Annotated in this window: 23 protein-coding genes and 1 pseudogene; 11 read left to right on the top strand and 13 right to left on the bottom strand. The window is 52.8% G+C overall.

Annotated features, from left to right (window positions below; all coding sequences use genetic code 11):
• Nucleotides 1-29: 29 nt before the first annotated feature.
• Nucleotides 30-803 (bottom strand): NAD(+) diphosphatase, encoded by a 774-nt coding sequence (gene nudC / locus KXR87_RS21225; protein ID WP_437434194.1) that lies wholly within the window; start codon nucleotides 801-803, stop codon nucleotides 30-32.
• A gap of 90 nt (nucleotides 804-893) precedes the next feature.
• Between nudC and rsd the strand changes: the two genes are divergently transcribed.
• The 11 genes from rsd to KXR87_RS21170 all read left to right on the top strand — a co-directional run bounded on the left by rsd (nucleotide 894) and on the right by KXR87_RS21170 (nucleotide 10,985).
• A complete protein-coding gene (gene rsd, locus KXR87_RS21220; protein WP_437434193.1) occupies nucleotides 894-1,397 on the top strand; it encodes a sigma D regulator in 504 nt (167 codons plus the stop codon).
• 364 nt (nucleotides 1,398-1,761) lie between these two features.
• Nucleotides 1,762-3,660 (top strand): phosphomethylpyrimidine synthase ThiC, encoded by a 1,899-nt coding sequence (gene thiC / locus KXR87_RS21215; protein ID WP_437434192.1) that lies wholly within the window; start codon nucleotides 1,762-1,764, stop codon nucleotides 3,658-3,660.
• A complete protein-coding gene (thiE, locus tag KXR87_RS21210) occupies nucleotides 3,660-4,295 on the top strand; it encodes a thiamine phosphate synthase (RefSeq protein ID WP_437434191.1) in 636 nt (211 codons plus the stop codon). The genes thiC and thiE overlap by 1 nt, the downstream gene beginning before the upstream one ends.
• A complete protein-coding gene (locus tag KXR87_RS21205; protein ID WP_437434190.1) occupies nucleotides 4,288-5,046 on the top strand; it encodes a HesA/MoeB/ThiF family protein in 759 nt (252 codons plus the stop codon). Before thiE ends, KXR87_RS21205 begins: the two co-directional genes overlap by 8 nt.
• Nucleotides 5,027-5,227 (top strand): sulfur carrier protein ThiS, encoded by a 201-nt coding sequence (thiS, locus tag KXR87_RS21200; protein WP_437434189.1) that lies wholly within the window; start codon nucleotides 5,027-5,029, stop codon nucleotides 5,225-5,227. The genes KXR87_RS21205 and thiS overlap by 20 nt, the downstream gene beginning before the upstream one ends.
• Before the next feature lies 1 nt (nucleotide 5,228).
• The gene (gene thiG, locus KXR87_RS21195) at nucleotides 5,229-5,999 is read left to right on the top strand and encodes a thiazole synthase (protein ID WP_437434188.1); all 771 of its coding nucleotides are present in this window, start codon (nucleotides 5,229-5,231) and stop codon (nucleotides 5,997-5,999) included.
• Entirely contained in the window at nucleotides 5,996-7,150 is a 1,155-nt protein-coding gene (gene thiH, locus KXR87_RS21190; RefSeq protein WP_437434187.1) for a 2-iminoacetate synthase ThiH, read from the top strand. The genes thiG and thiH overlap by 4 nt, the downstream gene beginning before the upstream one ends.
• 334 nt (nucleotides 7,151-7,484) lie before the next feature.
• Nucleotides 7,485-9,041 carry a sensor domain-containing diguanylate cyclase gene (locus KXR87_RS21185; RefSeq protein WP_437434186.1) on the top strand — a complete coding sequence of 519 codons (1,557 nt, stop codon included), beginning with the start codon at nucleotides 7,485-7,487 and terminating at the stop codon, nucleotides 9,039-9,041.
• A 124-nt stretch (nucleotides 9,042-9,165) separates the two neighbouring features.
• The gene (locus KXR87_RS21180) at nucleotides 9,166-9,471 is read left to right on the top strand and encodes a PTS sugar transporter subunit IIB (protein WP_437434185.1); all 306 of its coding nucleotides are present in this window, start codon (nucleotides 9,166-9,168) and stop codon (nucleotides 9,469-9,471) included.
• A gap of 4 nt (nucleotides 9,472-9,475) precedes the next feature.
• Complete coding sequence (locus KXR87_RS21175; protein ID WP_437434184.1) at nucleotides 9,476-9,799, top strand: PTS lactose/cellobiose transporter subunit IIA; 324 nt, start codon at nucleotides 9,476-9,478, stop codon at nucleotides 9,797-9,799.
• Nucleotides 9,800-9,950: 151 nt separating this feature from the next.
• On the top strand, nucleotides 9,951-10,985 hold the full coding sequence (locus KXR87_RS21170) for a helix-turn-helix domain-containing protein (RefSeq protein ID WP_437434183.1): 1,035 nt from the start codon (nucleotides 9,951-9,953) through the stop codon (nucleotides 10,983-10,985).
• On the opposite strand, the gene KXR87_RS21165 is transcribed toward KXR87_RS21170, so the two are convergent.
• The 12 genes and pseudogenes from KXR87_RS21165 to tuf all read right to left on the bottom strand — a co-directional run.
• The gene (locus KXR87_RS21165) at nucleotides 10,912-11,976 is read right to left on the bottom strand and encodes an alpha/beta hydrolase family protein (protein WP_437434182.1); all 1,065 of its coding nucleotides are present in this window, start codon (nucleotides 11,974-11,976) and stop codon (nucleotides 10,912-10,914) included. The two genes, KXR87_RS21170 and KXR87_RS21165, sit on opposite strands and share 74 nt — an antisense overlap.
• 138 nt (nucleotides 11,977-12,114) lie before the next feature.
• Nucleotides 12,115-12,438, bottom strand: a complete 324-nt coding sequence (locus KXR87_RS21160; RefSeq protein ID WP_437434201.1) for a cupin domain-containing protein — start codon at nucleotides 12,436-12,438, stop codon at nucleotides 12,115-12,117.
• A gap of 56 nt (nucleotides 12,439-12,494) precedes the next feature.
• The gene (locus KXR87_RS21155) at nucleotides 12,495-13,748 is read right to left on the bottom strand and encodes a PTS ascorbate transporter subunit IIC (protein WP_437434181.1); all 1,254 of its coding nucleotides are present in this window, start codon (nucleotides 13,746-13,748) and stop codon (nucleotides 12,495-12,497) included.
• Nucleotides 13,749-14,253: 505 nt separating this feature from the next.
• Entirely contained in the window at nucleotides 14,254-18,477 is a 4,224-nt protein-coding gene (rpoC, locus tag KXR87_RS21150; RefSeq protein WP_437434180.1) for a DNA-directed RNA polymerase subunit beta', read from the bottom strand.
• A 76-nt stretch (nucleotides 18,478-18,553) separates the two neighbouring features.
• A complete protein-coding gene (rpoB, locus tag KXR87_RS21145; protein WP_437434179.1) occupies nucleotides 18,554-22,582 on the bottom strand; it encodes a DNA-directed RNA polymerase subunit beta in 4,029 nt (1,342 codons plus the stop codon).
• Nucleotides 22,583-22,902: 320 nt separating this feature from the next.
• A complete protein-coding gene (gene rplL, locus KXR87_RS21140; RefSeq protein WP_437434178.1) occupies nucleotides 22,903-23,268 on the bottom strand; it encodes a 50S ribosomal protein L7/L12 in 366 nt (121 codons plus the stop codon).
• A 66-nt stretch (nucleotides 23,269-23,334) separates the two neighbouring features.
• Nucleotides 23,335-23,832: a 50S ribosomal protein L10 gene (gene rplJ / locus KXR87_RS21135; protein ID WP_007704673.1), complete on the bottom strand. Its 498-nt coding sequence runs from the start codon at nucleotides 23,830-23,832 to the stop codon at nucleotides 23,335-23,337.
• A 414-nt stretch (nucleotides 23,833-24,246) separates the two neighbouring features.
• Nucleotides 24,247-24,951, bottom strand: coding sequence for a 50S ribosomal protein L1 (gene rplA, locus KXR87_RS21130; protein WP_437434177.1), 705 nt, complete (start codon nucleotides 24,949-24,951; stop codon nucleotides 24,247-24,249).
• 3 nt (nucleotides 24,952-24,954) lie between these two features.
• Nucleotides 24,955-25,383 (bottom strand): 50S ribosomal protein L11, encoded by a 429-nt coding sequence (rplK, locus tag KXR87_RS21125; protein ID WP_058914236.1) that lies wholly within the window; start codon nucleotides 25,381-25,383, stop codon nucleotides 24,955-24,957.
• Between the two features lie 156 nt (nucleotides 25,384-25,539).
• On the bottom strand, nucleotides 25,540-26,085 hold the full coding sequence (gene nusG / locus KXR87_RS21120) for a transcription termination/antitermination protein NusG (protein ID WP_002438628.1): 546 nt from the start codon (nucleotides 26,083-26,085) through the stop codon (nucleotides 25,540-25,542).
• 1 nt (nucleotide 26,086) lies between these two features.
• Nucleotides 26,087-26,470, bottom strand: a complete 384-nt coding sequence (gene secE / locus KXR87_RS21115; protein ID WP_437434176.1) for a preprotein translocase subunit SecE — start codon at nucleotides 26,468-26,470, stop codon at nucleotides 26,087-26,089.
• Nucleotides 26,471-26,697: 227 nt separating this feature from the next.
• Nucleotides 26,698-26,843: pseudogene (tuf, locus tag KXR87_RS21110) on the bottom strand (elongation factor Tu); the annotation flags it as partial.

The following is a 26,843-nucleotide window of genomic DNA, read 5'->3' as shown; positions in this document are numbered from 1 at the left end:
TTTAGCGTTTATGCGCCCAGTGTAACATGTCACTCATATTCTGCCCGACACTGCGCGACCGTATCTTCAATCAGACGACGGGCAACGGTGCCAGGCGGAGGCAGCAGTGGCAGGTCGTCGTAGCGATACCAGCTGGCATCGATCAGTTCCTTAGGATCGATGACTATCTCCCCGCTGTCGTATTCCGCCATAAACGCCGTCATCAGCGACTGCGGAAAAGGCCAGGGCTGGGAGGTGATGTAGCGCAGGTTTTTAACGTTGATACTGCTTTCTTCCATCACTTCACGGGCAACGGCCTGTTCCAGCGTTTCGCCCACCTCAACAAAACCGGCCAGAACGGTGTAAATGCCATTGCGATGGCGAGTGTGTTGAGCCAGGAGAATTTTATCTTCACGGCGTATGGCTACGATAATGCAGGGGGCTATCTGCGGGTAATAACGTTCACGGCAGTGGTCACATAACAGGGCCCATTCGGTTTTGCTGGGGTGCATAGTGTGGCCGCAATAACCGCAAAACTTGTGCGAACGATAAAACTCAGCAAGCTGAACTCCGCGCCCGGCCAGCTGAAACAATCCAGGATCCTGCTCGATCACCTGACGCACCGATCCCATATCCTGATGGCGATGCTGACGGATCATCCAGACGGGTTCGCCTTCCCATTCACCAATTTTAAGTGCGCTTTGCCCCACAAGATCGAAATTTCCTGCATTACCGAGTGGTAATTCTCCCCCGGGCAACCATAATTTTTGTTCATGGCTTACGATCCACCAGCCATGATCTGATGACTCGATAATACGATGCATTTGTTTGCACTACCTTAGCTTTACTGGCATGTTGTTAACATTATTATTACATTCGAGCTTTTTTTTAATCTTAATATTGCGGAGTCAATTATGCTAAACCAGCTAGCAACACTGGCGGAAAGAATTGGAGGAAGTAACGAACTGGTCGACAACTGGCTCTATAACCGAAAACAGTTGCTGGTTCATTACTACAACCTGGTTGGCATAAAACCTGGCAAAGGATCGTACATGCAGCTGAATGAAAAAGCGCTGGACGAATTCTGTCATAACCTGGTCGAATACCTTTCCGCCGGACATTTTAATATTTATGAACGTATTATCAGCGAAATGGAAGGGACCAGCCCACTTTTAGCCTCCACGCAGATTTACCCCCTGCTTGAAGCCAATACCCTTGAAATTATGGAGTATTACGACTCCAGCCTGGAAAATGCTATCGACGATGACAACTACGCTGAATTTCAGCAGGCGCTGTCTGACATCGGCGAAGCCCTGGCCGCCCGCTTCTCGCTTGAAGACAAGCTGATCGTACTGGCGTTCGACCATAATCTTAAAGACAGCGCCAATGACGAAAGTGGAATGGCGCGCCCTGCTTGAGTTCTTTCTGATTAACGCGTAATTTACATACCGCCCCCTGCAATTGAGGGGGGTTTTTCTTGTCGGAGTGCCTATATTTTCACAATAGCATTCGCGATGCGTCGAGGCGGCAAGTCAGTGAATCCCCGGAGCTTACATGAGTAAGTGACTGGGGTGAGCTGACGCAGCCAACAAAGAGGCAGCGTGAAGGATGAAGTGAAAAAGGCTGAGACCGTTAATTCGGGATCCGCGGAACCTGATCAGGCTAATACCTGCGAAGGGAACAAGAGTAATTCAGCTTTATGCTGCTGCCTTCACGGGCGGTGCACATCCATTACTCCATCCGTCGTCTGACAAGCCATGTCCTTAACTTTTGGAATGCGCTATGTCTGCCACTACTAAACTGACCCGTCGTGAACAACGCGCCCAGGCGCAGCACTTTATTGATACGCTGGAAGGAACCGCCTTCCCCAACTCAACACGCATCTACCTTACCGGTTCACGACCGGATATCCATGTTCCGATGCGTGAAATCCAGCTCAGCCCGACGCTTATCGGCGGCAGCAAAGCGGAGCCGCAGTACGAGGAAAACGAGGCTGTTCCGGTCTACGACACGTCCGGCCCGTACGGCGACCCGAACATTACTATCAACGTTCAGCAGGGACTGGCGAAGCTGCGCCAGCCGTGGATTGATGCGCGTAACGACTGCGAAGAGCTGGCAAACCGCAGCTCCGCTTATACCAAAGAACGTCTGGCCGACGACGGCCTGGACGAACTGCGTTTTACCGGTCTGCTGACGCCAAAGCGTGCCAGAGCAGGCAAATGCGTAACCCAACTGCACTATGCGCGCCAGGGGATCGTGACGCCAGAAATGGAATTCATCGCCATCCGCGAAAACATGGGCCGCGAGCGCATTCGCAGCGAGGTGTTACGTCATCAGCATCCGGGCGAAGGGTTCGGTGCCCGGCTGCCGGAGAACATCACCCCGGAATTCGTGCGTAAAGAGGTGGCCGCCGGACGGGCGATTATCCCCGCCAACATCAACCACCCGGAGTCGGAGCCGATGATCATTGGCCGCAACTTCCTGGTAAAGGTTAACGCCAACATCGGCAACTCGGCGGTCACCTCTTCCATTGAAGAAGAAGTGGAAAAGCTGGTCTGGTCGACGCGCTGGGGGGCAGATACGGTGATGGATCTCTCTACCGGCCGCTATATCCACGAAACCCGCGAGTGGATCCTGCGTAACAGCCCGGTACCGATCGGTACGGTGCCCATCTACCAGGCGCTGGAGAAGGTCAACGGTATTGCGGAAAACCTCAGCTGGGAAGCCTTCCGCGACACCCTGCTGGAGCAGGCCGAACAGGGCGTCGACTACTTCACCATTCACGCTGGTGTGCTGCTGCGCTACGTGCCGATGACCGCCAAACGCCTGACCGGCATCGTCTCGCGCGGCGGTTCGATTATGGCGAAGTGGTGCCTGTCCCACCATCAGGAAAACTTTCTCTATGAACACTTCCGCGAGATCTGCGAAATCTGTGCCGCCTATGACGTGTCGCTCTCACTCGGCGACGGTCTGCGTCCGGGATCGATTCAGGATGCTAACGATGAAGCGCAGTTTGCCGAACTGCATACGCTGGGCGAACTGACCAAAATCGCCTGGGAGTATGACGTGCAGGTGATGATTGAAGGTCCGGGCCACGTGCCGATGCAGATGATCCGCCGCAACATGACTGAAGAGCTGGAGCACTGCCACGAAGCGCCGTTCTACACCTTAGGGCCGCTCACGACCGATATCGCGCCGGGTTACGACCACTTCACCTCCGGCATTGGCGCGGCGATGATTGGCTGGTTCGGCTGTGCCATGCTCTGCTACGTCACCCCGAAAGAGCATCTCGGCCTGCCGAACAAAGAGGATGTGAAGCAGGGGCTGATTACCTACAAAATTGCCGCCCATGCGGCGGACCTGGCGAAAGGGCATCCGGGGGCGCAAATCCGCGACAACGCCATGTCGAAAGCGCGCTTCGAGTTCCGCTGGGAAGACCAGTTCAACCTGGCGCTCGACCCGTTCACCGCCCGCGCCTACCACGACGAAACGCTGCCGCAGGAGTCCGGCAAAGTCGCGCACTTCTGCTCCATGTGCGGGCCTAAATTCTGTTCAATGAAAATCAGCCAGGAGGTGCGTGACTACGCGGCCGCGCAAGCCATCGACGTGGGGATGGCGAACATGTCAGAAAATTTCCGCGCCAGCGGCGGCGAAATCTACCTCAAAAAAGAGGAGGTATAATGTACCAGCCCGATTTCCCCCCCGTTCCCTTTCGACTGGGGCTCTACCCGGTGGTGGACAGCGTCGAGTGGATAGCGCGCCTGCTGGAGGCAGGTGTGCGCACGCTTCAGTTACGTATCAAAGATAAACGCGATGACGAGGTCGAGGCCGAGGTGGTTGCCGCCATTGCGCTGGGGCGCCGTTACCAGGCCCGCCTGTTTATCAACGACTACTGGCGGCTGGCGGTGAAACACCAGGCCTACGGCGTTCACCTTGGTCAGGAAGATCTGGAAACCACCGATCTGAAAGCCATTCAGCAGGCCGGATTACGGCTGGGCGTCTCCACGCATGATGATATGGAGATCGACGTGGCGCTGGCGGCGCGCCCATCCTACATCGCGCTGGGACACGTCTTCCCGACGCAAACCAAGCAGATGCCTTCTGCGCCACAGGGTCTGGAACAGCTGGCGCGGCATATTTCACGGCTGGCGGACTACCCTACGGTGGCCATCGGCGGTATCAGCCTTGAGCGTGCGCCTGCTGTTCTGAAAACGGGCGTCGGCAGCATTGCGGTCGTCAGCGCGTTCGCTCAGGCGCCTGACTGGCGCGAAGCCACGGCGCTGTTACTGAACATGGCGGGGACCGGCGATGAATGACCGCGACTTTATGCGCTACAGCCGCCAGATGCTGTTGGAAGATATTGCCATTGAGGGCCAGCAAAAACTGCTCGCCAGTCGGGTGCTGATTATCGGTCTGGGGGGTTTAGGTTCCCCGGCCGCCCTCTATCTGGCTGGCGCGGGCGTTGGCACCCTGGTACTGGCGGATGACGACGACGTACATCTGAGCAACCTGCAGCGGCAAATTGTCTTTACTACCGACGATATCGCCCGGTCAAAATCGCAGGTGACAAAACAGCGATTAGAACGGCTTAACCCGGACATTACGCTCATCGCCCTGGAGCAGCGGCTGGCCGGGGATGCTCTCCTTCATGCGGTTAAACATGCCGATGTGGTGCTGGATTGCACCGACAATATGGCGACCCGCCAGGCCATCAATGCCGCCTGCGTCAACACCGGCACGCCGCTGATTACCGCCAGTGCCGTCGGCTTTGGCGGCCAACTCATGGTATTAACGCCTCCCTGGACTCACGGCTGTTACCGCTGCTTATGGCCGGATGATCGTGAACCCGGACGTAACTGTCGGACCGCGGGAGTACTTGGGCCAGTGGTAGGGGTGATGGGAACGTTGCAGGCGCTGGAAGCCATCAAATTGCTGAGCGGAATGCCCTCCCTCCACGGTGAGTTGCGTCTGTTTGATGCCCGAACCCATGCCTGGCGGAATCTGACGCTACATCGCGCCAGTCACTGCCCGGTTTGTGGAGGTCTCCATGCAGATTCTCTTCAATGACTCACCTGTCGCGCTTACCGGTACGCTGACCGTAACGGCGCTACTGACCCAGCTCGGTCAGCTCAAACCAGGCGCCGCGCTGGCGCTTAATCAGCAGATCCTGCCGCGGGAGCAGTGGGACCAGCATCATGTGCAGGATGGCGACCAGATCCTGCTTTTTCAGGTCATCGCAGGGGGCTGAGATGTTACGCATAGCGGATAAAACCTTTGATTCACACCTTTTCACTGGAACCGGGAAATTTGCCTCTTCCTCGGTGATGATCGACGCCATTCGGGCATCAGGAAGCCAGCTGGTTACGCTTGCCATGAAGCGGGTTGACCTGCGCCAGCAGAGTGATGACATTCTGGCTCCGCTGGTTGCCGCCGGCATCACCCTTCTGCCCAACACATCCGGGGCAAAAACGGCGGAAGAGGCTATTTTTGCCGCCCAACTGGCGCGCGAAGCGCTGGGCACTACCTGGCTTAAACTGGAAATTCACCCTGATGCCCGCTGGCTATTACCAGATCCCATTGAAACACTGAAAGCCGCAGAAGCTCTGGTAAAACAGGGGTTCGTGGTACTGCCCTACTGCGGCGCTGACCCGGTGCTATGTAAACGCCTTGAGGAAGTGGGCTGTGCGGCGGTGATGCCGCTCGACGCCCCGATTGGTTCCAATCAGGGGCTGGAAACGCGCGCCATGCTGAACATCATTATTGAGCAAGCCACGGTACCGGTCGTCGTGGATGCCGGGATCGGCGTACCCAGTCACGCCACCCAGGCCCTGGAGATGGGGGCCAGCGCGGTACTGATCAATACTGCCATCGCCGTGGCAGCGGATCCGGTGCAGATGGCGCAGGCGTTTCGTCTCGCCGTAGAAGCGGGAGTACTCGCTCGGCAGGCTGTTCCTGGCTGTCGCAGCCACTATGCCAGCGCCACCAGCCCGTTGACCGGCTTTCTGGAGACCCATGCATGAAAACCTTTACTGACCGCTGGCGGACGCTGGACTGGGATGATATCCGGCTTCGCATCAACAGCAAGACGCCCGCTGATGTAGAGCGGGCATTAGAGGCGTCGCAGGTCAGCCGGGAAGATTTAATGGCCCTGCTCTCTCCGGCCGCCAGCGCATACCTGGAGCCTTTAGCGCAGAAAGCACAGCGCCTTACCCGCCAGCGTTTTGGCAACACGGTAAGCTTTTACGTCCCGCTGTATCTCTCCAACCTTTGCGCCAATGACTGCACTTATTGCGGTTTTTCCATGAGCAACCGTATTAAGCGCAAAACGCTGGAGGAATCGGAGATTGCCCGCGAGTGCGCCGCCATACGTGAGATGGGCTTTGCGCACCTGCTGCTGGTGACCGGAGAGCATCAGGGTAAAGTGGGGATGGATTACTTCCGTCGTCACCTGCCTGCTATCCGCCCTCAGTTTGCTTCGTTACAGATGGAAGTGCAGCCGATGTCTGTCGGGGAATATGCGGAACTGAAAACGCTCGGGCTGGATGGCGTGATGGTCTATCAGGAAACCTGGCACGAGACGCAGTATGCCCGTCATCATCTTAAAGGAAAAAAGCAGGATTTTTTCTGGCGACTTGAAACACCTGACCGGCTCGGGCAGGCTGGCATCGACAAAATTGGCCTGGGTGCCCTGATCGGCCTTTCCGACAGCTGGAGAGCGGATTGCTACATGATGGCCGAGCATCTGCTCTGGCTGCAGCAGCACTACTGGCAAAGCCGTTACTCCATTTCCTTCCCACGCCTGCGCCCCTGTACCGGCGGCGTTGAACCCGCATCAATAATGGACGAGCGGCAGCTGGTGCAAACCATTTGTGCTTTCCGCCTGTTTTCGCCAGACACCGAATTGTCGCTCTCAACCCGTGAATCGCCGTGGTTTCGCGATAATGTTATTCCACTGGCTATCAATAATGTCAGCGCGTTTTCGAAAACACAGCCGGGTGGCTATGCAGATAACCATCCTGAACTGGAGCAGTTTTCACCCCACGACGCCCGACGTCCGGAGGAGGTGGCTCTGGCACTTAAGGAGAGAGGGCTGCAACCCGTCTGGAAAGACTGGGACAGTTGGCTGGGGCGTGCGCCGCAAAACTGCCCACCCGTTGCAGTAACTCGCTGAATGTTTACGAGGCATCCCGACTAATCGGTATACGGGGCGTGGCATTCTCTTCCCCCGCTATTTACGCTACTCAGGTCAGCAACGGACGCTGACCGGGGTGGCGCTACAGTCCCAGCCACCCCGCCCTCCCTCTGATTACGCCATTCCACCAACTCTTTGACTTATATCAGACAATAAATTGGCTTAATACGCAAAATACCAGACATTGATACTGTAAAATGCGGCACAATCCAGTGTTATAAACAATCAAGCACCAGGAAGCCAGTGCATTTTTCACGCCACGCTTGCCTATACTTTCCCGGATCCCTGTCTAACGCTACTGAAGATAACGACTATGCACAGCCGAAAACTTTCGCTCACGACGCCCGTTCTGGTGAGCTTTACCGGCATCTTTCTCTGTCTGCTGATCGTTGCCGTACTGGTCATCGTAAGTCAGAGAAAAAACATCATTGATAACTATCACCGAGTGAATCAAACCTTCACCCACAATATCGCCGCTAACTATACTGAAGCCGTTTTTAAGGGGAACGATTTTATCCTCAATCAGGCTACGTCTTACTTTTCCCGTTATAACCGGCTCGATGATGCCGTGAATCTGGCGTCACCTGAAGGTCTGCAGACCCTGATGCAGTTGCTAAGGTTAATGCCTTCCGTCTCTTCAATTTCGCTTGCCGACCCACAGGGGCATTATCTGCGCGCGCCGGTGGTTTTCGATAATGAAGAAAGCAGACGCTATGACACGAAAACGCGCCCCTGGTTTGTTCACCAGGCCGAAACCTCCGTCTTTACTCAATACACGCCTATCTATGATGACTTCTTCACTCATCACCCGACCGTCACAGTGTATAAGCCTGTTGTTTCGCCAGAAGGCCTGCTCAAAGGTACGCTGGCCTTTCACCTGGATCTGGCTTCCCTTAGCTACGGGTTAAGAACCATGCAATCGCCGGTGCAAGGAGAGTTTTTTATTGTGGATCGCAGCGGGCACGTCATGTTGCATCCCGATACAGGCGTGCTTTTTCACGCCTTTTCTCAGCAGGGGCGCATGGCAGAAATGAACAGCGGTGAGGGCATGTTTCATGACGAAACACGAAATACCTGGCTTTATTACAGTTCGCTGACGAATCCGGACTGGTTTGCTGTTTATATCGTGCCTGGCAAGACGCTGGAAAACCTGTTGCGCAATGAAACCGTGGTGGTCAGTTGGGGCTTTGGCGCGGCGGCGATCGTGGTCATTCTTTTTGGCCTGTATTTGCACTATGCCTCGCGCACGGTTCTGCTCAACATTCTCAATGCGATTAAGACGGGTGATGTGCAGCAGACCCCGAGACTGGAAGCGATGCTGACCAGGGCCATCAGAAGTAATAAGGAGCGGGAACAAGCATGGGTCAGACAGGCAACGATGGATGCCCTGACAAACTGCAAAAACCGTCGGGCGTTCGACAATGATATTGCAGCATTAATGAAAAATTACGAGCCCTTCATACTGGCAATGGTGGATATTGATAACTTTAAATCCATTAACGATACCTGGGGACATTTGAGCGGCGATATTGTGCTGCGCAGCGTGGCCCGCGAAGGATTACATGTACTGCAACCGAGACAGATCTCCCTCTATCGCTACGGTGGAGAAGAGTTTGCCGTACTCTTCCCCGGGGCTACGCTTGCCCAGGCCCAGCCGCTCATGGAGCAATGGCGTATAAACGTTGAAAAGCGTGACTGGCGTGAAAAAGGATTATCGGTGACGTTCAGCGCAGGCTTAGGGGAGTGGCAATCAGAATCCCTTGAGCAGCTCATCACTGGCGTCGACGATGCGTTATATCAGGCCAAACAGCAGGGTAAAAATCGGATAGTGATTCGTCGTGAGTCGGTTTCACCCCATTCGTCAACCTGACTGTAACCGGTTTCAGACAGCAGGGTGAATGTTTGTGATGCTATACACACATTCATGGTAATGCAGTTGTTGTCGGTAGCGCGCGGGATAATTATCAGTTATCCCATCCACATCGAGGCTGACTATGAAAAACATCGTTTTATGCTGTGCTGCGGGAATGTCCACCAGCATGCTGGTTCAACGCATGAAAGACGCAGCGCAGAAAAAAGGGGTTGAAGTAACCATCAAGGCGGTGCCCGTCGCGGAGTTCAAAGACAACATCGCCACGGCAGACATTGTACTGCTTGGGCCGCAGGTGAAGTATGAACAGGCCAAACTGCAGGCGCAGGCCGATCCGTTAGGCAAAAAAGTCGCCGTTATCGACATGATGGATTACGGCATGATGAAAGGTGATGTCGTTCTGGAAAAAGCCCTCAAGCTGATGGAGTAAGCGCGTGGAAGATTTAGAAACCATCATTATGGAGCTTCTCGTCAATGCTGGCGCAGCACGTAGCCAGGCGCTGACGGCATTACAACTTGCGCGTAAGGGTGACTTTACCGGGGCAGAACAGGCGATGGTAGAATCCCATGAGTTTGTGAAAAATGCGCATAAGATCCAGACCCAACTTATCGGTCTTGATGAAGGAACCGGCAAATTACCGGTCAATCTGATTACCGTCCACTCGCAGGATCACCTGATGAATGCAATGGTCATCCAGGATTTGGCGGGAGATATGATTGAACTTTACCGCCGTCTGCCGCCCGTGAACCAGGAATAACGTCCCAGTCAGTCATGCAGGATGCCCGTTAACGCGGGCATTTTGCTTTTTTACGCCTGTCAACGCGCTATCTGGTGGCGTGTTTTTTCCCTTCACTTATGGCACAACAATGGCATTCTTTCTGACGCCAGATACCAGAACCAGGTTGCCTATGCCCTCACTCCCCTTTCCGATCGTTACGCTTTTTATCCTGCTTATCCTGCTCGCTAAAGTTTGCCTGCAGCCGGGTGAGAAATCACGTGGGGTGATGTACTTCATTGCAGGTTGTGCGCTGCTCGTCATGATGTCAGCGCTGCGCTGGGCGTTTGATGCGGTTATTTTCCGCCAGCTTCAGTCACTGTTTGCCATATTGTTTCCCCCATTGGTGTGGCGCTGTTTTACCGATCTCACCCTGCATAAAAAAACATGGCATATCACAACTTCTGTCATCCCGCCAACCCTCGCGCTGCTGGTGAACCTTGGCTGGCCAGACGCAACGGATGGGGCGCTGGTCATGCTTTATCTGGGCTATGGTATAGCGCTGCTCAGAACAGGTTGGTCAGGTGCTGATGCCTTTGCGTTAATCCGGCTTAGCGATTCACCGACGACCTCGATGATGGCATTTGCCGCAGGAGGCTTTCTCTGTTTTTCCAGTCTGACGGATTTAGCCATCGCCTGGGATTTTAGCCAGTTCAGCGGACGGCATGCGCCACTGCTGGTCGCGATTTCCCAGGGGATTTTGTTGCCTTTTATCTGCCTCGCTATTTTGTTTAGCGGACGAAAAATCATACCGATATCTGCCAGTGAGCTGCCAGAACCCTCGGAGCCAGACGTTGCGGCCCCCGAGGATCAGCAGCTTTGCCAACGGTTAGAAAAGACGCTGGCTGAACGTGAACTCTTTCTCGACTGCGATCTTACCTTGCAGTCGCTGGCACGAAAAACCGGTATACCGGCAAGGCAGATATCCCGGGCCATTAACCGAACCCACGACTGTAATGTCTCGCAGTGGATAAACGGCTTTCGCATCAGGTATGCGCAGCATTTGCTGCTGAGCTCGCAGGCGCCGGTCACTCAGGTCATGCTGGAGGCCGGCTTCGCCACGAAATCCAATTTCAACCGCGAATTTGTACGTATCAGTGGGATGAGCCCGACCGATTTTCGCCGGACGGCGGCGAGTAACGCAGAGACTGATTTAAAAACTGACTGATTTGTGATGACAGCACCTTGTGGATAGCAGACCGGCTCAGGCTACCGCCATCGCGACAGACGATGCCTTCACCAGGTTCTTGCGCTTCGATTAAGGCCTCCGCACCCGGCATGCACCTTTGCATAAAACTGAAATGGGTCGCCCCTGTCACGCTGACATACTGGCGGCGCGCTGCCGGGAGTGAATCAAAGAGATAGCCAGACTCCAGCTTAGCAGGTACATCATCGCTGTCGGCCTGCGCGCCCATCACCAGAACTGGCAGGTTTATCTGCGCAAGGCTCTCTGGCGTAAAGCCCCTTGCGAGTCCTAAATCCAGAGAGACGACGGCTTTAATACGCGGCTCACGCTGACTTCTGGAAAGCGTTGCTGCCGATTCCGGTTTATCAAGACCCAGAACATGCGTGAGTTTGCAGGCACCTAACGCCTGATGGGTTTTGCAATCGTCTAAAAAACGACGCGCGGAAAATTGCGCACCGGCCAGCTCCATGACTGTCCAGCCCCCCAGCGAATGACCAATAGCCGCAATACGCTCAGGATCAACCGATCCGGCAATGCGCGGGGAGTCCGTCAGAAAATTCAACACCGCCACCAGATCCTGCGGTCGCTCCCATAACTGTTGCGCGTCGCGTTCTTTTTTATTGCGGGTGGTCGTGCCGGGGTGATCGACGGCGGCCACAATATAGCCCTGGGATGCCATATCGTGTGCCAGCCAGTTAAGGTTTCGCCAATTGCCACCGTAGCCATGAGAGATCAGTAAAAGGGGATGCAGTGGCGTCGTCGGTCTGGCATTTCGCAATGCAGGTATTCCACTAAAGGCAATATTTTCACCGACCTGTTCGGGTTTGCCGCGATCGTGAGTGGGATACCAGAGGGCAACATCGAGCATGCGCTCACTGTCTTTATTAAGTTGAAGCTGATGAAAGCCCACCTCCGCATAAACGGAAGAGCAGAAAAACAAGGCCAGAAGAAGAGAGATAACGTATCGGGACATGGGTGCAATTCCTGTTGAGTTAACACCCATGTTTTCTAACACCAGCTCGTCATCACTGCGTCCTGAAACGCGATCGAGGTCTTTTTTAGTGCCAGATGTGCAAAAACCCGCCAAAGCGGGTTCTTTTTGTACATTCATTTAAGACAAAAAATCTTCTCGCTGCGGCGTGAAGGTGTCTAACAGCGTGCCCGCTTCCAGGCAAACACATCCGTGGACCACGTCGGGCTTCTTGTACAGCGTATCGCCCGCGCTCACTTCCTTCGTCACGCCGTCAATCGTAAAGCTGAAGCGTCCCGATAATACATAGGTTAGCTGTTCATGTGGATGATGATGCATTGGCCCGACAGCGCCTTCGGTAAAGTTAACCTCCACCGCCATCATACCGCCACCGTGAGCCAGAATTCGGCGAGTAACGCCGTTTCCCAGATCTTCCAGTACCGTCTCTTCTTTATAAACGAACATCATGACACCTCGTTAAAACAGGAACTGCAGGTCTGCCAGTCAGACCTGCAACAATATTAATGGGCCAGGCCAAACGTATATTTAATGATAGCGGACAGGAAGGTGAAATCCGGGTCCGCGAAGGTAACGCTGTCCACGCCAAGATGACTGAACAGCGGCAGCACCAGAGCGGGCAGAACACAAAGCAAAAGTCCGTTGACGAAACTGGCGATAATCGCGCCCCGGAGCCCGCCGGTCGCATTACCAAAAATCGCTGCACTACCGCCGGTGATGAAGCTTGCCATAATCCCCGGAATAATAATTGGCAGGCCAATCATCGGGAACAAGGCAACGCAGACCAGTTCCGCCGAAAAGCTGACAAGGAAACCGATCAGTACCGCGTTGGGTGACTTATCGAAAAGCACCATCGGATCCACTGCCGGAATGGAGCCCGGTGCGACGACTTGTGAAAAGCCTTTGAATGCAGGGACAATCTCCTCAGTGAACATGGCTACCCCTTTCTTGGCGATATATAAGCCACCCGCAAAGGTTGCCGATTTTTCTAACAGCCACACCAGGTAAGGTTTGCCGGCAAGCATTTTGTCGAGGTAAGCGGCCTCTGCGAATATTGAGGAAATGCCCAGCAGGCAGAACATAGTAATAAATGTGGCAACGTCAGCGTTTTTCAGAAAACTGAATTTATCGCTAACCTTAACCTCTTCAACGTTTGTTGACGTATTGCCCAGCCATTTTCCCAGGTAGGAACCGATAAGATAGGAACTGGAAGCGGCATGAGCGATACAGTAATCATTATGCCCAATAATTTTACGGCTAAAGCGCGATAATAACGTTGGGAAAATCGCCATATAGCAGCCAATGACCAGTGAGCCAAAAATAATAGCAAACTGTTCACTATATCCCAGACCAACAAGCGCAGCGGTTACTGAAAAAGACATGAAAACAATCAAATGCAACGATAAATAGATAGCCTTAAAGCGTGTATAACGTGCCATGAGAATATTAATTATCATGGCGAAAAACAGTATAAAGGCTGCGGGTCGGCCGAGTTTATCAATCGTCAACGCCATGATTGCTTCGTTGCTTGGCACCACGCCGCGAAGGCCAAAGGCATTGGTAAAAAGGTCGCTAAACATGGTTAGCACCCCGCCCAGGATACTGCCACCGGTCTTAATAAGGACAAAGCCTATAAATGCCAGTAGTGTGCCTTTAATGATATTCGTCATACTACTTTTTTGTAATGCCAGACCTAAAAACGCAATAAAGGCGATAATAATTGCGGGTGTGCCAAGTACTTTTATTACGTAATCCATAGTAAACCCTTTCCACCATAATTAATGATTAGTAGCCGATAAGTCTTTATGTTTTTAGTTAGCATTTCAGTAAATTAAAGATGCAGAAGCCTGCGAGAAATAAAATCTCGTAGTCGTTTTTATTATTTCTGAAACCATCGAATGGTTTTCTTTTATTTGAACATAGCGCTACCCTGACAAAAATAAGCCAGTCGGAATCACGCTATTCAACACGTTATTTTAACGCCGCGTTCAAACCTCACACTGAAGACAGAAAACGGTCAGGCTTTACCCTGACAACGGTGGGTATTTTAACAAAAGGCACAAAAGAAATTGTGACGAACACAACTAAAACACTATTTCATTTTAATTGATCTGAGATTTTACTTATTTTCAAAAAGAGAGGGAGATCAGCAGCGGCAGGTGAGAAGAAGGAGAAGAAAAAAGTCAAAAAAAAACTGCACCTTACTCAGTTGGTATCCAACCTTTGGGGTGCAGCTTAGCTTACTTAGCGTATCAGCAACGATTACTCGTTATCAGAACCGCCCAGGCCTGCGTTCAGGAGCTCTGCCAGGCTGGCAGATGCATCTTCTGCAGTTACCTGCGGTGCGGCAGGCAGTTCGCCCGCTGCGCGACGGCGCATACGATCCTGATGGTACGCATAACCTGTACCAGCCGGGATCAGACGACCCACGATAACGTTCTCTTTCAGACCACGCAGTTCGTCGCGTTTGCCCGCAACGGCGGCTTCGGTCAGAACGCGAGTCGTTTCCTGGAACGATGCCGCAGAAATGAAGGACTCGGTTGCCAGAGACGCTTTGGTGATACCCAGCAGGTCGCGTGCGAAGGTCGCACCGATTTTGCCGTTCGCTTCCAGATCGCGGTTTGCAATCTTGACGCGGGAGTATTCAACCTGCTCGCCTTCCAGGAAGTCGGAGCTACCTGCATTTTCGATGGTCGCTTTACGCAGCATCTGACGAACGATAACTTCGATGTGCTTATCGTTAATCTTAACGCCTTGCAGACGGTAAACATCCTGTACTTCGTTAGTGATATAGCGGGTAACCGCGTGAACACCACGAAGACGCAGAATGTCGTGCGGAGCTTCCGGACCGTCGGAAACCACATCACCACGTTCTACACGTTCACCTTCAAACACGTTGAGCTGACGCCATTTCGGAATCATCTCTTCGTATGGATCGCTACCATCCAGCGGGGTAATTACCAGACGACGCTTCCCTTTGGTCTCTTTACCGAAGGAGATGATGCCGCTGATTTCCGCCAGAATTGCCGGCTCTTTCGGACGACGTGCTTCGAACAGATCCGCAACGCGTGGCAGACCACCGGTGATGTCCTTGGTACCGCCGGATTCCTGAGGAATACGCGCCAGGGTGTCACCGGAACTGATCTGTACGCCATCTTCCAGCTGAACAATCGCTTTACCTGGCAGGAAGTACTGCGCTGGCATATCAGTGCCAGGGATCAGAACGTCGTTGCCGTTAGCATCAACAATTTTCAGTGCCGGACGCAGGTCTTTACCACCTGCGGTACGTTCTGCAGAATCCAGAACCACCAGCGAGGAGAGACCGGTCAGTTCGTCGGTCTGACGAGTAATCGTCTGGCCGTCGATCATATCGGTGAAGCGAATAAAGCCCGCCACTTCAGTGATAACCGGCATGGTGTGCGGATCCCAGTTTGCTACGGTTTCGCCGCCTGCAACCTGCTCACCATCACCTTTAGCCATGACTGCACCGTAAGGGACTTTATAGCTCTCTTTAGTACGGCCGAATTCGTCGATCAGTTTCAGCTCGGTGTTACGTGAAGTCACTACCAGCTTACCGCTGGAGTTCACAACCGACTTCGCATTGCTCAGACGGATGCTACCTTTGTTTTTCACCTGGATGCTGGATTCAGCAGCCGCACGAGATGCCGCACCACCGATGTGGAACGTACGCATCGTCAGCTGTGTACCCGGCTCACCGATGGACTGTGCCGCGATAACGCCGATAGCTTCACCTTTGTTGATGATGTGGCCACGCGCCAGGTCACGACCATAGCAGTGCGCACATACACCAAAGTCGGTGTCACAGGATACAACGGAGCGAACTTTCACGGAGTCAACAGAGTTTGCTTCCAGCAGGTCACACCACTGCTCATGCAGCAGCGTGTTACGCGGAACCAGAATGTCTGCAGTGCCCGGCTTCAGAATGTCTTCAGCAGTCACACGACCCAGAACGCGATCGCGCAGCGGCTCTTTAACATCACCACCCTCGATAACCGGGGTCATGGTGATACCTTCGAGGGTGCCACAATCGTCTTCAGTGACTACCAGATCCTGCGCAACGTCAACCAGACGACGGGTCAGATAACCGGAGTTCGCGGTTTTCAGCGCGGTATCCGCCAGACCTTTACGCGCACCGTGCGTGGAGATGAAGTACTGGAGTACGTTCAGACCTTCACGGAAGTTCGCGGTGATTGGCGTTTCGATGATGGAGCCATCTGGCTTCGCCATCAGACCACGCATACCTGCCAGCTGACGAATCTGTGCTGCAGAACCACGCGCACCGGAGTCGGCCATCATGTAGATGCTGTTGAAGGAAACCTGCTGCTCTTCTTTACCTTCACGGTTGATTACCGTTTCAGTCTGCAGGTTGTCCATCATCGCTTTGGATACACGATCGTTCGCCGCGGCCCAGATATCGATAACTTTGTTATAGCGTTCGCCCGCCGTTACCAGACCAGACTGGAACTGCTCCTGGATCTCAGCAACTTCAGCTTCTGCTTCAGAGATGATCTCGTGTTTTTTCTCCGGGATGACCATGTCATCAATACCAACGGATGCACCTGAACGCGCTGCGTAAGCAAAGCCGGTGTACATCGTCTGGTCCGCAAAAATAACGGTCGGTTTCAGCCCCAGAATACGGTAGCAGGTGTTCAGCATCTTGGAGATAGCTTTCTTACCCAGTGCCTGGTTCACGATAGTGAACGGCAGACCTTTAGGTACGATCATCCACAGAATCGCACGGCCAACGGTCGTGTCTTTCAGGCTGGTTTTCGCAACAAACTTACCGTTTTCATCTTTTTCGTATTCAGTGATACGCACTTTAACGCGCGCATGCAGAGAGGCCAGGCCAGCGCGGTAAATACGCTCAGCTTCTTTCGGTCCAGTCAGCACCATGCCTTCGCCTTTGGCGTTAACACAGTCACGGGTCATGTAGTACAGACCCAGTACAACGTCCTGAGACGGAACGATGATTGGCTCGCCGTTCGCTGGAGACAGGATGTTGTTGGTAGACATCATCAGCGCACGCGCTTCCAGCTGGGCTTCCAGCGTCAGCGGTACGTGAACAGCCATCTGGTCACCATCGAAGTCGGCGTTATAAGCCGCACAAACCAGCGGGTGCAGCTGAATTGCTTTACCTTCGATCAGTACCGGTTCAAATGCCTGAATACCCAAACGGTGCAGAGTTGGTGCACGGTTCAGCAGTACCGGGTGTTCGCGGATAACTTCGTCCAGGATATCCCAAACGACAGCTTCTTCACGCTCAACCATTTTCTTCGCGGCTTTGATGGTGGTGGCGAGGCCACGCAGTTCCAGCTTGCCGTAGATGAACGGTTTGAACAGCTCCAGTGCCATTTTCTTCGGCAGACCGCACTGATGCAGACGCAGGTATGGACCTACGGTGATAACAGAACGACCGGAGTAGTCAACACGCTTACCGAGCAGGTTCTGACGGAAACGACCCTGTTTACCTTTGATCATGTCGGCCAAAGATTTCAGAGGACGTTTGTTAGAGCCGGTGATGGCACGACCGCGACGGCCGTTATCCAGCAGGGCATCTACCGCTTCCTGCAGCATACGTTTTTCGTTACGTACGATGATGTCCGGCGCCGCCAGATCCAGCAGACGTTTCAGACGGTTGTTACGGTTAATCACGCGACGATACAGATCGTTAAGATCGGACGTTGCGAAACGACCACCATCCAGCGGAACCAGCGGACGCAGATCTGGCGGCAGAACCGGCAGAACGGTCAGGATCATCCACTCTGGTTTGTTACCAGACTGAACGAACGCTTCCAGCAGCTTGATACGCTTGGTCAGCTTTTTACGCTTGGTTTCGGAGTTGGTTTCGTTCAGCTCTTCACGCAGCTGTTCGCACTCCTGCTCCAGATCCATGCTTTTCAGCAGGGCCTGGATAGCTTCCGCACCCATTTTGGCGTCGAATTCGTCACCGAACTCTTCCAGGGCGTCCAGATACTGTTCTTCGGTCAGAATCTGGTTACGTTCCAGGTTCGTCATCCCGCCTTCGATAACCACATAGGATTCGAAGTACAGCACACGTTCGATATCGCGCAGCGGCATATCCAGCAGCAGGCCGATACGGGACGGCAGAGATTTCAGGAACCAGATATGAGCAGTCGGAGACGCCAGCTCGATGTGACCCATACGCTCACGGCGCACTTTAGTCTGGGTCACTTCAACGCCGCACTTCTCACAGATCACACCGCGGTGTTTCAGGCGCTTGTACTTACCGCACAGGCACTCGTAATCTTTTACTGGCCCGAAAATACGCGCACAGAAAAGGCCGTCACGTTCAGGTTTGAACGTACGGTAGTTGATGGTTTCCGGCTTCTTAACTTCACCGAAAGACCATGAACGGATCATGTCTGGCGAGGCCAGAGCAATTTTGATCGCATCAAACTCTTCGGTTTTAGTTTGCGCTTTCAGAAACTTTAATAAGTCTTTCACGGATTTGCTCCCGTCGGAGTTAGCACAATCTGGCGCCGGGTGTTACCCCGGCACCAGTGACCTGTTTGAGCGAGAGTTACTCGTCTTCCAGCTCGATGTTGATACCCAGCGAACGAATCTCTTTCAACAGTACGTTGAAGGACTCTGGCATACCCGGTTCCATCTGATGGTTGCCGTCCACGATGTTTTTATACATCTTGGTACGACCGTTCACGTCATCAGACTTAACGGTAAGCATTTCCTGCAGGGTGTATGCTGCGCCGTATGCTTCCAGCGCCCACACTTCCATCTCCCCGAAGCGCTGACCACCGAACTGCGCCTTACCACCCAGCGGTTGCTGAGTAACCAGGCTATAAGAACCGGTAGAACGCGCGTGCATTTTGTCATCAACCAGGTGGTTCAGTTTCAGCATGTACATGTAACCTACGGTTACCTGACGCTCGAACTGTTCACCGGTACGGCCATCAAACAGTGTGATCTGACCGGAACTCGGCAGGCCACCCAGTTGTAACAGCTCTTTGATTTCAGACTCTTTCGCACCATCGAAGACTGGCGTTGCGATAGGCATACCCTTACGCAGGTTTTCAGCCAGACGCAGTACTTCTTCATCGCTGAAGGTATTCAGGTCGACTTTCTGACGAACGTCGGTACCCAGATCGTAGGCACGCTGGATGAACTCGCGCAGCTTCGCGACTTCTTGCTGCTGCTTCAGCATGGCGTTGATTTGATCGCCAATACCTTTCGCAGCCATACCCAGGTGGGTTTCCAGAATCTGACCGATGTTCATACGAGACGGTACACCCAGCGGGTTCAGCACGATGTCTACCGGCGTACCGTTAGCGTCGTGAGGCATATCTTCGATCGGGTTGATCTTAGAGATAACACCCTTGTTACCGTGACGACCTGCCATTTTGTCACCAGGCTGGATTTGACGTTTAACGGCCAGATACACTTTGACAATCTTCAGCACGCCCGGTGCCAGATCGTCGCCCTGAGTGATTTTGCGGCGTTTCGCTTCGAGTTTTTTCTCGAACTCGTGTTTCAGTTCGTCATACTGCTCAGCCAGCTGCTCCAGCTGATTCTGTTTCTCTTCGTCGGTCAGGCCCAGTTCCAGCCAGCGATCGCGCGGCAGTTTGTCGAGCTTCTCAGCTTCAACACCACCTGCAACCAGCACCGCGTAGATACGACCAAACAGGCCAGCTTCGAGGATCTGCAGTTCTTCAGACAGGTCTTTTTTCGCCTGCTTCAGCTGCATCTCTTCGATTTCCAGCGCACGTTTGTCTTTCTCAACGCCGTCACGGGTGAAGACCTGAACGTCGATAACGGTACCAGAGACACCGTTCGGTACACGCAGAGAAGAGTCTTTAACGTCAGACGCTTTCTCACCGAAGATAGCACGCAGCAGTTTCTCTTCTGGCGTCAGTTGGGTTTCACCTTTTGGCGTTACCTTACCTACCAGAATGTCGCCGCCGGTGACTTCTGCACCGATGTAAACGATACCAGATTCATCCAGTTTGGAGAGCGCAGCTTCACCCACGTTCGGGATGTCAGCGGTGATCTCTTCTGGCCCCAGCTTGGTGTCACGGGACACGCATGCCAGTTCCTGAATATGGATGGTGGTGAAACGGTCTTCCTGAACAACACGCTCGGATACGAGGATGGAGTCTTCGAAGTTGTAACCATTCCACGGCATGAACGCTACACGCATGTTCTGACCGAGCGCCAGTTCACCCAAATCGGTGGACGGGCCATCAGCCAGCACGTCGCCGCGCTCAATTGGCTCACCTAAGGACACGCACGGCATCTGGTTGATGCAGGTGTTCTGGTTAGAACGGGTGTACTTGGTCAGGTTATAAATGTCGATACCTGCTTCGCCCGGGTACATCTCATCTTCGTTAACTTTGATAACGATACGGGATGCATCCACGTACTGAACCAGACCGCCACGTTTAGCCACCGCAGTAACACCGGAGTCAACGGCAACAGCACGTTCCATACCGGTACCAACCAGCGGCTTATCAGCGCGCAGAGTAGGAACCGCCTGACGTTGCATGTTCGCACCCATCAATGCACGGTTGGCGTCATCGTGTTCCAGGAACGGGATCAGAGACGCACCGACGGATACCACCTGTTGGGTGGAAACGTCCATGTAGTCAACCTGATCGCGGCTGAACAAGCTGGATTCGCCTTTGCTACGGCAGGTCACCAGGTCTTCTACAAAGTGGCCTTCGTCATCCAGGTTGGAGTTCGCCTGAGCGATAACGTAGTTGCCTTCTTCGATAGCAGACAGGTAGTGAATTTCGTCAGTAACAACACCGTCAGTCACTTTACGATACGGGGTTTCAAGGAAACCGTATTCGTTGGTCTGTGCGTACACGGACAGGGAGTTGATAAGACCGATGTTCGGACCTTCAGGCGTTTCGATTGGACACACGCGGCCGTAGTGGGTCGGGTGTACGTCTCGAACTTCAAAGCCTGCGCGCTCACGGGTCAGACCGCCCGGGCCGAGTGCAGAGATACGACGTTTGTGCGTGATCTCAGACAGTGGGTTGTTCTGGTCCATAAACTGAGACAGCTGGCTGGAACCAAAGAACTCTTTCACTGCGGCAGAGATTGGCTTGGCGTTGATCATATCCTGCGGCATCAGGGTATCCAGATCGCCCAGGGACAGACGCTCTTTCACCGCACGCTCTACACGTACCAGGCCAACGCGGAACTGGTTTTCCGCCATTTCGCCTACGGAACGGATACGACGGTTGCCGAGGTGGTCGATATCATCGACTTCGCCCTGACCGTTACGGATACCAATCAGCTTACGCATAACCTGAATGATGTCGTCTTTGCTGAGGATGCCGGAACCTTCAATCTCGTCACGCAGCAGCGAACGGTTGAACTTCATACGACCTACAGCAGAGAGATCGTAACGGTCTTCAGAGAAGAACAGGTTCTCAAACAGGGTTTCAGCAGCTTCACGCGTCGGCGGCTCACCCGGGCGCATCATGCGGTAGATTTCTACCAGCGCGCTCAGACGGTCGTTAGTTGGGTCGACACGGATAGTTTCAGAAATGTAAGCACCGTGATCCAGGTCGTTGGTGAACAGCGTTTCAATACGCTTATGACCAGACTGGCTCAGTTTAGCCAGCAGATCCAGGCTCAGTTCCATGTTCGCCGGGCAGATCAGCTCGCCGGTAGATTCGTCGATATAGTCTTTAGAAACGACTTTACCTGCGATGTACTCAACCGGTACTTCGATGTGCTGAATCTCGTCTTTTTCCAGCTGGCGAATATGGCGCGCAGTGATACGGCGACCTTTTTCTACGTAGATTTTGCCATTTGCTTCGATATCGAAGGAGGCAGTTTCGCCACGCAGACGTTCCGGCAACAGCTCCATTTGCAGCTTGTTGTCGCGGATTTCAAAAACAACTTTTTCAAAGAACAGGTCAAGGATCTGCTCAGTGGTGTAGTTCAGCGCACGCAGAATGATGGTCGCAGGCAATTTACGGCGACGGTCGATACGTACGAACAGGTTGTCCTTCGGATCGAACTCGAAGTCCAGCCAGGAACCACGGTAAGGAATGATGCGCGCGTTATAGAGCACTTTACCCGAAGAGTGGGTTTTACCTTTATCGGAGTCAAAGAAGACGCCAGGGCTACGGTGCAGCTGAGAAACGATAACACGCTCAGTACCGTTGATAACAAAGGTACCATTGTCGGTCATGAGCGGAATTTCGCCCATGTAGACTTCCTGCTCTTTGATGTCTTTAACGGTGCCTTCCGGCGCTTCACGTTCGTAGATCACCAGACGCAGTTTTACGCGCAGCGGTGCAGAATAAGTTACGCCACGGATTTGACACTCTTTAACGTCAAATACCGGCTCACCCAGACGGTAGCTAACATACTGCAGCTCCGAATTACCGCTATAGCTTTTGATTGGGAACACGGAGCGGAAAGCTGCTTCCAGACCGTACTGCCCTTCAGGATCTTGCTCGATAAACTTCTGGAACGAGTCAAGCTGGATAGAAAGGAGATATGGAATGTCCAGAACTTGTGGACGTTTACCAAAATCCTTACGAATACGTTTTTTCTCGGTATAGGAGTAAACCATAGGGTTCCTCAGCTCGCTGACAAGTCGACCCACTCTGTCCGTCGAATGGACAGTTTATGCAACACCATTTTGTTGATCGGAAAATAGAAAACTTTCCGCAATATCTGTTGCTATCACGCTTAAATCATTTCATTGCGGTTTACACAGAACGGACGCTCTGCCGCAGTATATTAAGTCATCGATAGAAACAAACATTGAAAAGGTAACCCGTAGTCAAACAGTGAGAAATGCTACCGGTACCCTACAGCGCAAAAAGGCTGGTGACTAAAAAGTCACCAGCCATCAGCCTGATTACTCAAGCTGCAACCGGAAAGGTTGGCTTATTTAACTTCAACTTCAGCGCCAGCTTCTTCCAGGGATTTTTTCAGTGCTTCGGCGTCGTCTTTGCTGATGCCTTCTTTCAGAGCAGCAGGTGCAGATTCTACCAGGTCTTTAGCTTCTTTCAGACCCAGGCCAGTTGCGCCACGTACTGCTTTGATAACAGCAACTTTGTTAGCGCCGATGCCTTTCAGAATTACGTCGAATTCAGTTTTTTCTTCAGCAGCTTCAGCCGGGCCAGCAGCTACAGCTACAGCAGCAGCAGCAGAAACGCCGAATTTTTCTTCCATTGCAGAGATCAGCTCAACAACGTCCATTACAGACATAGCGGATACTGCTTCAATGATTTGATCTTTAGTGATAGACATTTAAATTGTTCCTGAAAATCAGAATAAGTTTATACGTAAGCAGATGCTTTACAAAGATAACTGCGATTAAGCAGCTTCTTTCGCATCGCGAACAGCAGCCAGAGTGCGAACCAGTTTGCCAGCCGAAGCTTCTTTCATGGTTGCCATCAGGCGTGCAATTGCTTCTTCGTAGGTCGGCAGAGTTGCCAGGCGATCGATTTGCGATGCCGGGATCAATTCACCTTCAAAGGCTGCAGCTTTGACCTCAAATTTTGCATTCGCTTTCGCGAAATCTTTGAACAGACGAGCAGCAGCGCCCGGGTGTTCCATAGAGTATGCAATCAGGGTCGGACCAACGAACGCGTCTTTCAGGCACTCGAATTGAGTACCTTCAACAACACGGCGCAGCAGGGTGTTACGAACAACACGCATGTATACGCCGGCTTCGCGACCTGCTTTACGCAGTTCGGTCATTTTGTCCACAGTAACGCCACGGGAATCCGCAACTACTGCAGACAGCGCGCCTTTGGCTACTTCGCTGACTTCAGCAACAATCGCTTGTTTGTCTTGAAGATTTAAAGCCATTAGCTTTGCTCCTGGATGTTTGCCAGAACAAAATGTTCTGGAACTCACTTCACTCATTCCAACGGAAAGAGCGTCTTAATACGGTGAGCAGAAACAAGCCAGAGTATCAGAAATAATCTTAGCGTTCTGTCACCGTCTACGCAGGGGATTAAGTTTCTTGCGAAACACCTGCGGTCTTCGACGGAGGCCTGGATAGGCCAGGCTCCAACGAACAAATTCTTTCTATGACATCGTCCTTTGAACTGCTGCTGCGTTGCCTGCTCTCGCTCACGCCAGTCATATAGTTAACTATGCTCCTGGCGATTCACTCGCTTGCCGCCTTGCTGCAATTCAAATGACTCGCATAGCGTCTGTATCTTTCAACAGAATCGTGGGGGTAGAATTGTAGACAAATCCACCGCCCACGTAAAGGCATTAGTTTGCAGCAGCGCTCAGGCCAGCCTGGTCAACTGCAACACCTGCACCCATGGTGGTGGAGATGCTAACTTTCTTGATGTACACGCCTTTAGCCTGAGTCGGTTTCGCTTTTTTCAGCGCAACCAGCAGAGCTTCCAGGTTTTCTTTCAGTTTGTCAGCGTCAAAGTCCACTTTACCGATGGTGGTGTGGATGATGCCGTTTTTGTCGTTACGGTAACGAACCTGGCCTGCTTTAGCGTTCTTAACCGCTTCAGCAACGTTAGGCGTTACAGTACCAACTTTCGGGTTTGGCATCAGGCCGCGTGGACCGAGGATCTGGCCCAGCTGACCAACAACGCGCATTGCATCCGGGGAAGCAATAACAACGTCGAAGTTCATTTCGCCTTTTTTGATCTGGTCAGCCAGATCTTCCATACCTACCAGTTCAGCGCCTGCAGCTTTAGCAGCTTCAGCGTTTGCACCCTGGGTAAATACGGCTACGCGAACGGAACGGCCAGTACCGTGCGGCAGTACAGTTGCACCACGTACGTTCTGGTCAGATTTACGTGCGTCGATGCCGAGGTTAACGGCAACGTCTACGCTTTCTACGAATTTAGCAGTGGCCAGCTCTTTCAGCAGAGCAACGGCTTCGTTGATGTCGTACTGTTTGGTCGCATCAACTTTTTCACGGATCACGCGCATGCGCTTGGTCAGTTTAGCCATTTCTTAATCCTCCACTACCAGGCCCATGGAACGTGCAGTACCTTCAATTGAGCGAGTCATCGCTTCAATATCAGCACCAGTCATGTCCGCGGCTTTAGTCTGAGCGATTTCCTGCAGCTGAGCGCGGGAGATCTTGCCCACTTTGTCTTTGTTCGGCTTACCGGAACCAGACTTAATACCAGCCGCTTTTTTCAGCAGAACTGCTGCCGGAGGCGTTTTGGTAATGAAAGTGAAAGAACGGTCGGCATAAACGGTGATAACAACCGGAATTGGCAGACCTTTTTCCATGGAATCAGTTTTTGCGTTAAACGCTTTACAGAATTCCATGATGTTAACACCCTGCTGACCCAGAGCCGGACCAACCGGTGGGCTCGGGTTTGCCATGCCAGCTGCAACCTGCAGCTTGACGTAGGCCTGGACTTTCTTAGCCATTCTTAAATCCTCAGATTGGGTAATAGCGCCTCAAAAAAGGCTCCCCGTGATAAATATTCGTTTTACGGGCAAGGCCCATAAAAACAAAAGGCGCGAAATTGTATGCCAATTTCGCGCCTTGTGCAACGATTTAATCGCTGCCTTTTTGATCGATACTTAGGCTTTTTCGACCTGAGCAAAGTCCAGTTCAACCGGGGTCGCACGACCAAAGATTGAAACAGAAACTTTAAGACGAGATTTCTCGTAATCAACTTCTTCAACGACACCGTTGAAGTCAGCAAACGGACCATCACTAACACGGACCATCTCACCCGGTTCAAACAGCGTTTTCGGACGCGGCTTATCACCAACCTGCTGAAGACGGTTCATGATAGCATCCACTTCTTTGTCGCTGATCGGCGCCGGACGATCGGAAGTACCACCGATGAAGCCCATCACGCGCGGTACGCTGCGCACCAGGTGCCAGCTTGCGTCGTTCATGACCATCTGTACCAGCACGTAGCCCGGGAAGAATTTACGTTCGCTTTTGCGACGCTGGCCGCCACGAATTTCGACCACTTCTTCGGTCGGAACCATGACTTCACCAAACAACTCTTCCATATTGTGTAATTTGATATGCTCGCGCAGCGATGTTGCTACGCGGCCTTCAAAACCGGAAAACGCCTGAACGACGTACCAGCGCTTTTTAGGAGCTTCAGACATCTCAGAACCTCAGGCCAGTGATAAAGGAAACGAGGCGAACCAGAATACCATCCAGGCCCCACAAAATAAGTGACATAACCGCAGTAACCGCAGCTACGATCAATGTGGTGTGCAGTGTTTCCTGGCGAGTTGGCCAAATAACTTTACGGACTTCAGTTCTCGCTTCACGGGCAAAAGCAACGGTTGCTTTACCTTTCGTCGTTAACAGCGCGACACCGCCCGCTGCAGCAATCAGAATCACCACGGCCAGCGCACGCAGCGGCAGCATCATGTCACGATAGAGGTAGTTGCCTACAATAGCCACAATGAGCAGTAGCGCAACAGCAACCCATTTCATCGCTTCCAGGCCGCGCCCGCTCCCTTGAGCTTCGGTATTCGCACTCATAAACCAACCCGTTACAAGAATCAGACAAACATTTTTGCCCCGCATGAGCGAGGCAACCAAACCGAAAAGCTTTATTGCATTTCGGACTCAACGCTATCTACAGAGCCTGTCTCAGCAATGATTATGAGGAAAAAATCACTGATGAGCCAGGTTCTGATTCGAGCGCGTACAAAAAGGGCATCAAATGATGCCCTTTTCTTGCGCGTAGCGTCAAATGTTATCAGCGATTAAGCGATAACTTTTGCTACCACGCCCGCACCTACAGTACGGCCGCCTTCACGGATTGCGAAACGCAGACCATCGTCCATCGCGATCGGGTGGATCAGGGTTACAACCATTTTGATGTTGTCGCCCGGCATTACCATCTCAACGC

Origin of the sequence: Yokenella regensburgei (genome assembly GCF_051486985.1) — a bacterium.
Classification (GTDB): Bacteria; Pseudomonadota; Gammaproteobacteria; order Enterobacterales; family Enterobacteriaceae; genus CBFFRJ01.
Note: the sequence above shows the minus strand (reverse complement) of the source record. Positions and strands in the feature narration are given on the sequence as shown.

What these genes read in the sequence shown, in the direction of transcription:
- nudC (WP_437434194.1), bottom strand. Translation starts at nt 803, where the DNA reads ATGCATCGTATTATCGAGTCATCAGATCATGGCTGGTGGATCGTAAGC.
- rsd (WP_437434193.1), top strand. Translation starts at nt 894, where the DNA reads ATGCTAAACCAGCTAGCAACACTGGCGGAAAGAATTGGAGGAAGTAAC.
- thiC (WP_437434192.1), top strand. Translation starts at nt 1,762, where the DNA reads ATGTCTGCCACTACTAAACTGACCCGTCGTGAACAACGCGCCCAGGCG.
- thiE (WP_437434191.1), top strand. Translation starts at nt 3,660, where the DNA reads ATGTACCAGCCCGATTTCCCCCCCGTTCCCTTTCGACTGGGGCTCTAC.
- KXR87_RS21205 (WP_437434190.1), top strand. Translation starts at nt 4,288, where the DNA reads ATGAATGACCGCGACTTTATGCGCTACAGCCGCCAGATGCTGTTGGAA.
- thiS (WP_437434189.1), top strand. Translation starts at nt 5,027, where the DNA reads ATGCAGATTCTCTTCAATGACTCACCTGTCGCGCTTACCGGTACGCTG.
- thiG (WP_437434188.1), top strand. Translation starts at nt 5,229, where the DNA reads ATGTTACGCATAGCGGATAAAACCTTTGATTCACACCTTTTCACTGGA.
- thiH (WP_437434187.1), top strand. Translation starts at nt 5,996, where the DNA reads ATGAAAACCTTTACTGACCGCTGGCGGACGCTGGACTGGGATGATATC.
- KXR87_RS21185 (WP_437434186.1), top strand. Translation starts at nt 7,485, where the DNA reads ATGCACAGCCGAAAACTTTCGCTCACGACGCCCGTTCTGGTGAGCTTT.
- KXR87_RS21180 (WP_437434185.1), top strand. Translation starts at nt 9,166, where the DNA reads ATGAAAAACATCGTTTTATGCTGTGCTGCGGGAATGTCCACCAGCATG.
- KXR87_RS21170 (WP_437434183.1), top strand. Translation starts at nt 9,951, where the DNA reads ATGCCCTCACTCCCCTTTCCGATCGTTACGCTTTTTATCCTGCTTATC.
- KXR87_RS21165 (WP_437434182.1), bottom strand. Translation starts at nt 11,976, where the DNA reads ATGTCCCGATACGTTATCTCTCTTCTTCTGGCCTTGTTTTTCTGCTCT.
- KXR87_RS21160 (WP_437434201.1), bottom strand. Translation starts at nt 12,438, where the DNA reads ATGTTCGTTTATAAAGAAGAGACGGTACTGGAAGATCTGGGAAACGGC.
- KXR87_RS21155 (WP_437434181.1), bottom strand. Translation starts at nt 13,748, where the DNA reads ATGGATTACGTAATAAAAGTACTTGGCACACCCGCAATTATTATCGCC.
- rpoB (WP_437434179.1), bottom strand. Translation starts at nt 22,582, where the DNA reads ATGGTTTACTCCTATACCGAGAAAAAACGTATTCGTAAGGATTTTGGT.
- rplL (WP_437434178.1), bottom strand. Translation starts at nt 23,268, where the DNA reads ATGTCTATCACTAAAGATCAAATCATTGAAGCAGTATCCGCTATGTCT.
- rplJ (WP_007704673.1), bottom strand. Translation starts at nt 23,832, where the DNA reads ATGGCTTTAAATCTTCAAGACAAACAAGCGATTGTTGCTGAAGTCAGC.
- rplA (WP_437434177.1), bottom strand. Translation starts at nt 24,951, where the DNA reads ATGGCTAAACTGACCAAGCGCATGCGCGTGATCCGTGAAAAAGTTGAT.
- rplK (WP_058914236.1), bottom strand. Translation starts at nt 25,383, where the DNA reads ATGGCTAAGAAAGTCCAGGCCTACGTCAAGCTGCAGGTTGCAGCTGGC.
- nusG (WP_002438628.1), bottom strand. Translation starts at nt 26,085, where the DNA reads ATGTCTGAAGCTCCTAAAAAGCGCTGGTACGTCGTTCAGGCGTTTTCC.
- secE (WP_437434176.1), bottom strand. Translation starts at nt 26,470, where the DNA reads ATGAGTGCGAATACCGAAGCTCAAGGGAGCGGGCGCGGCCTGGAAGCG.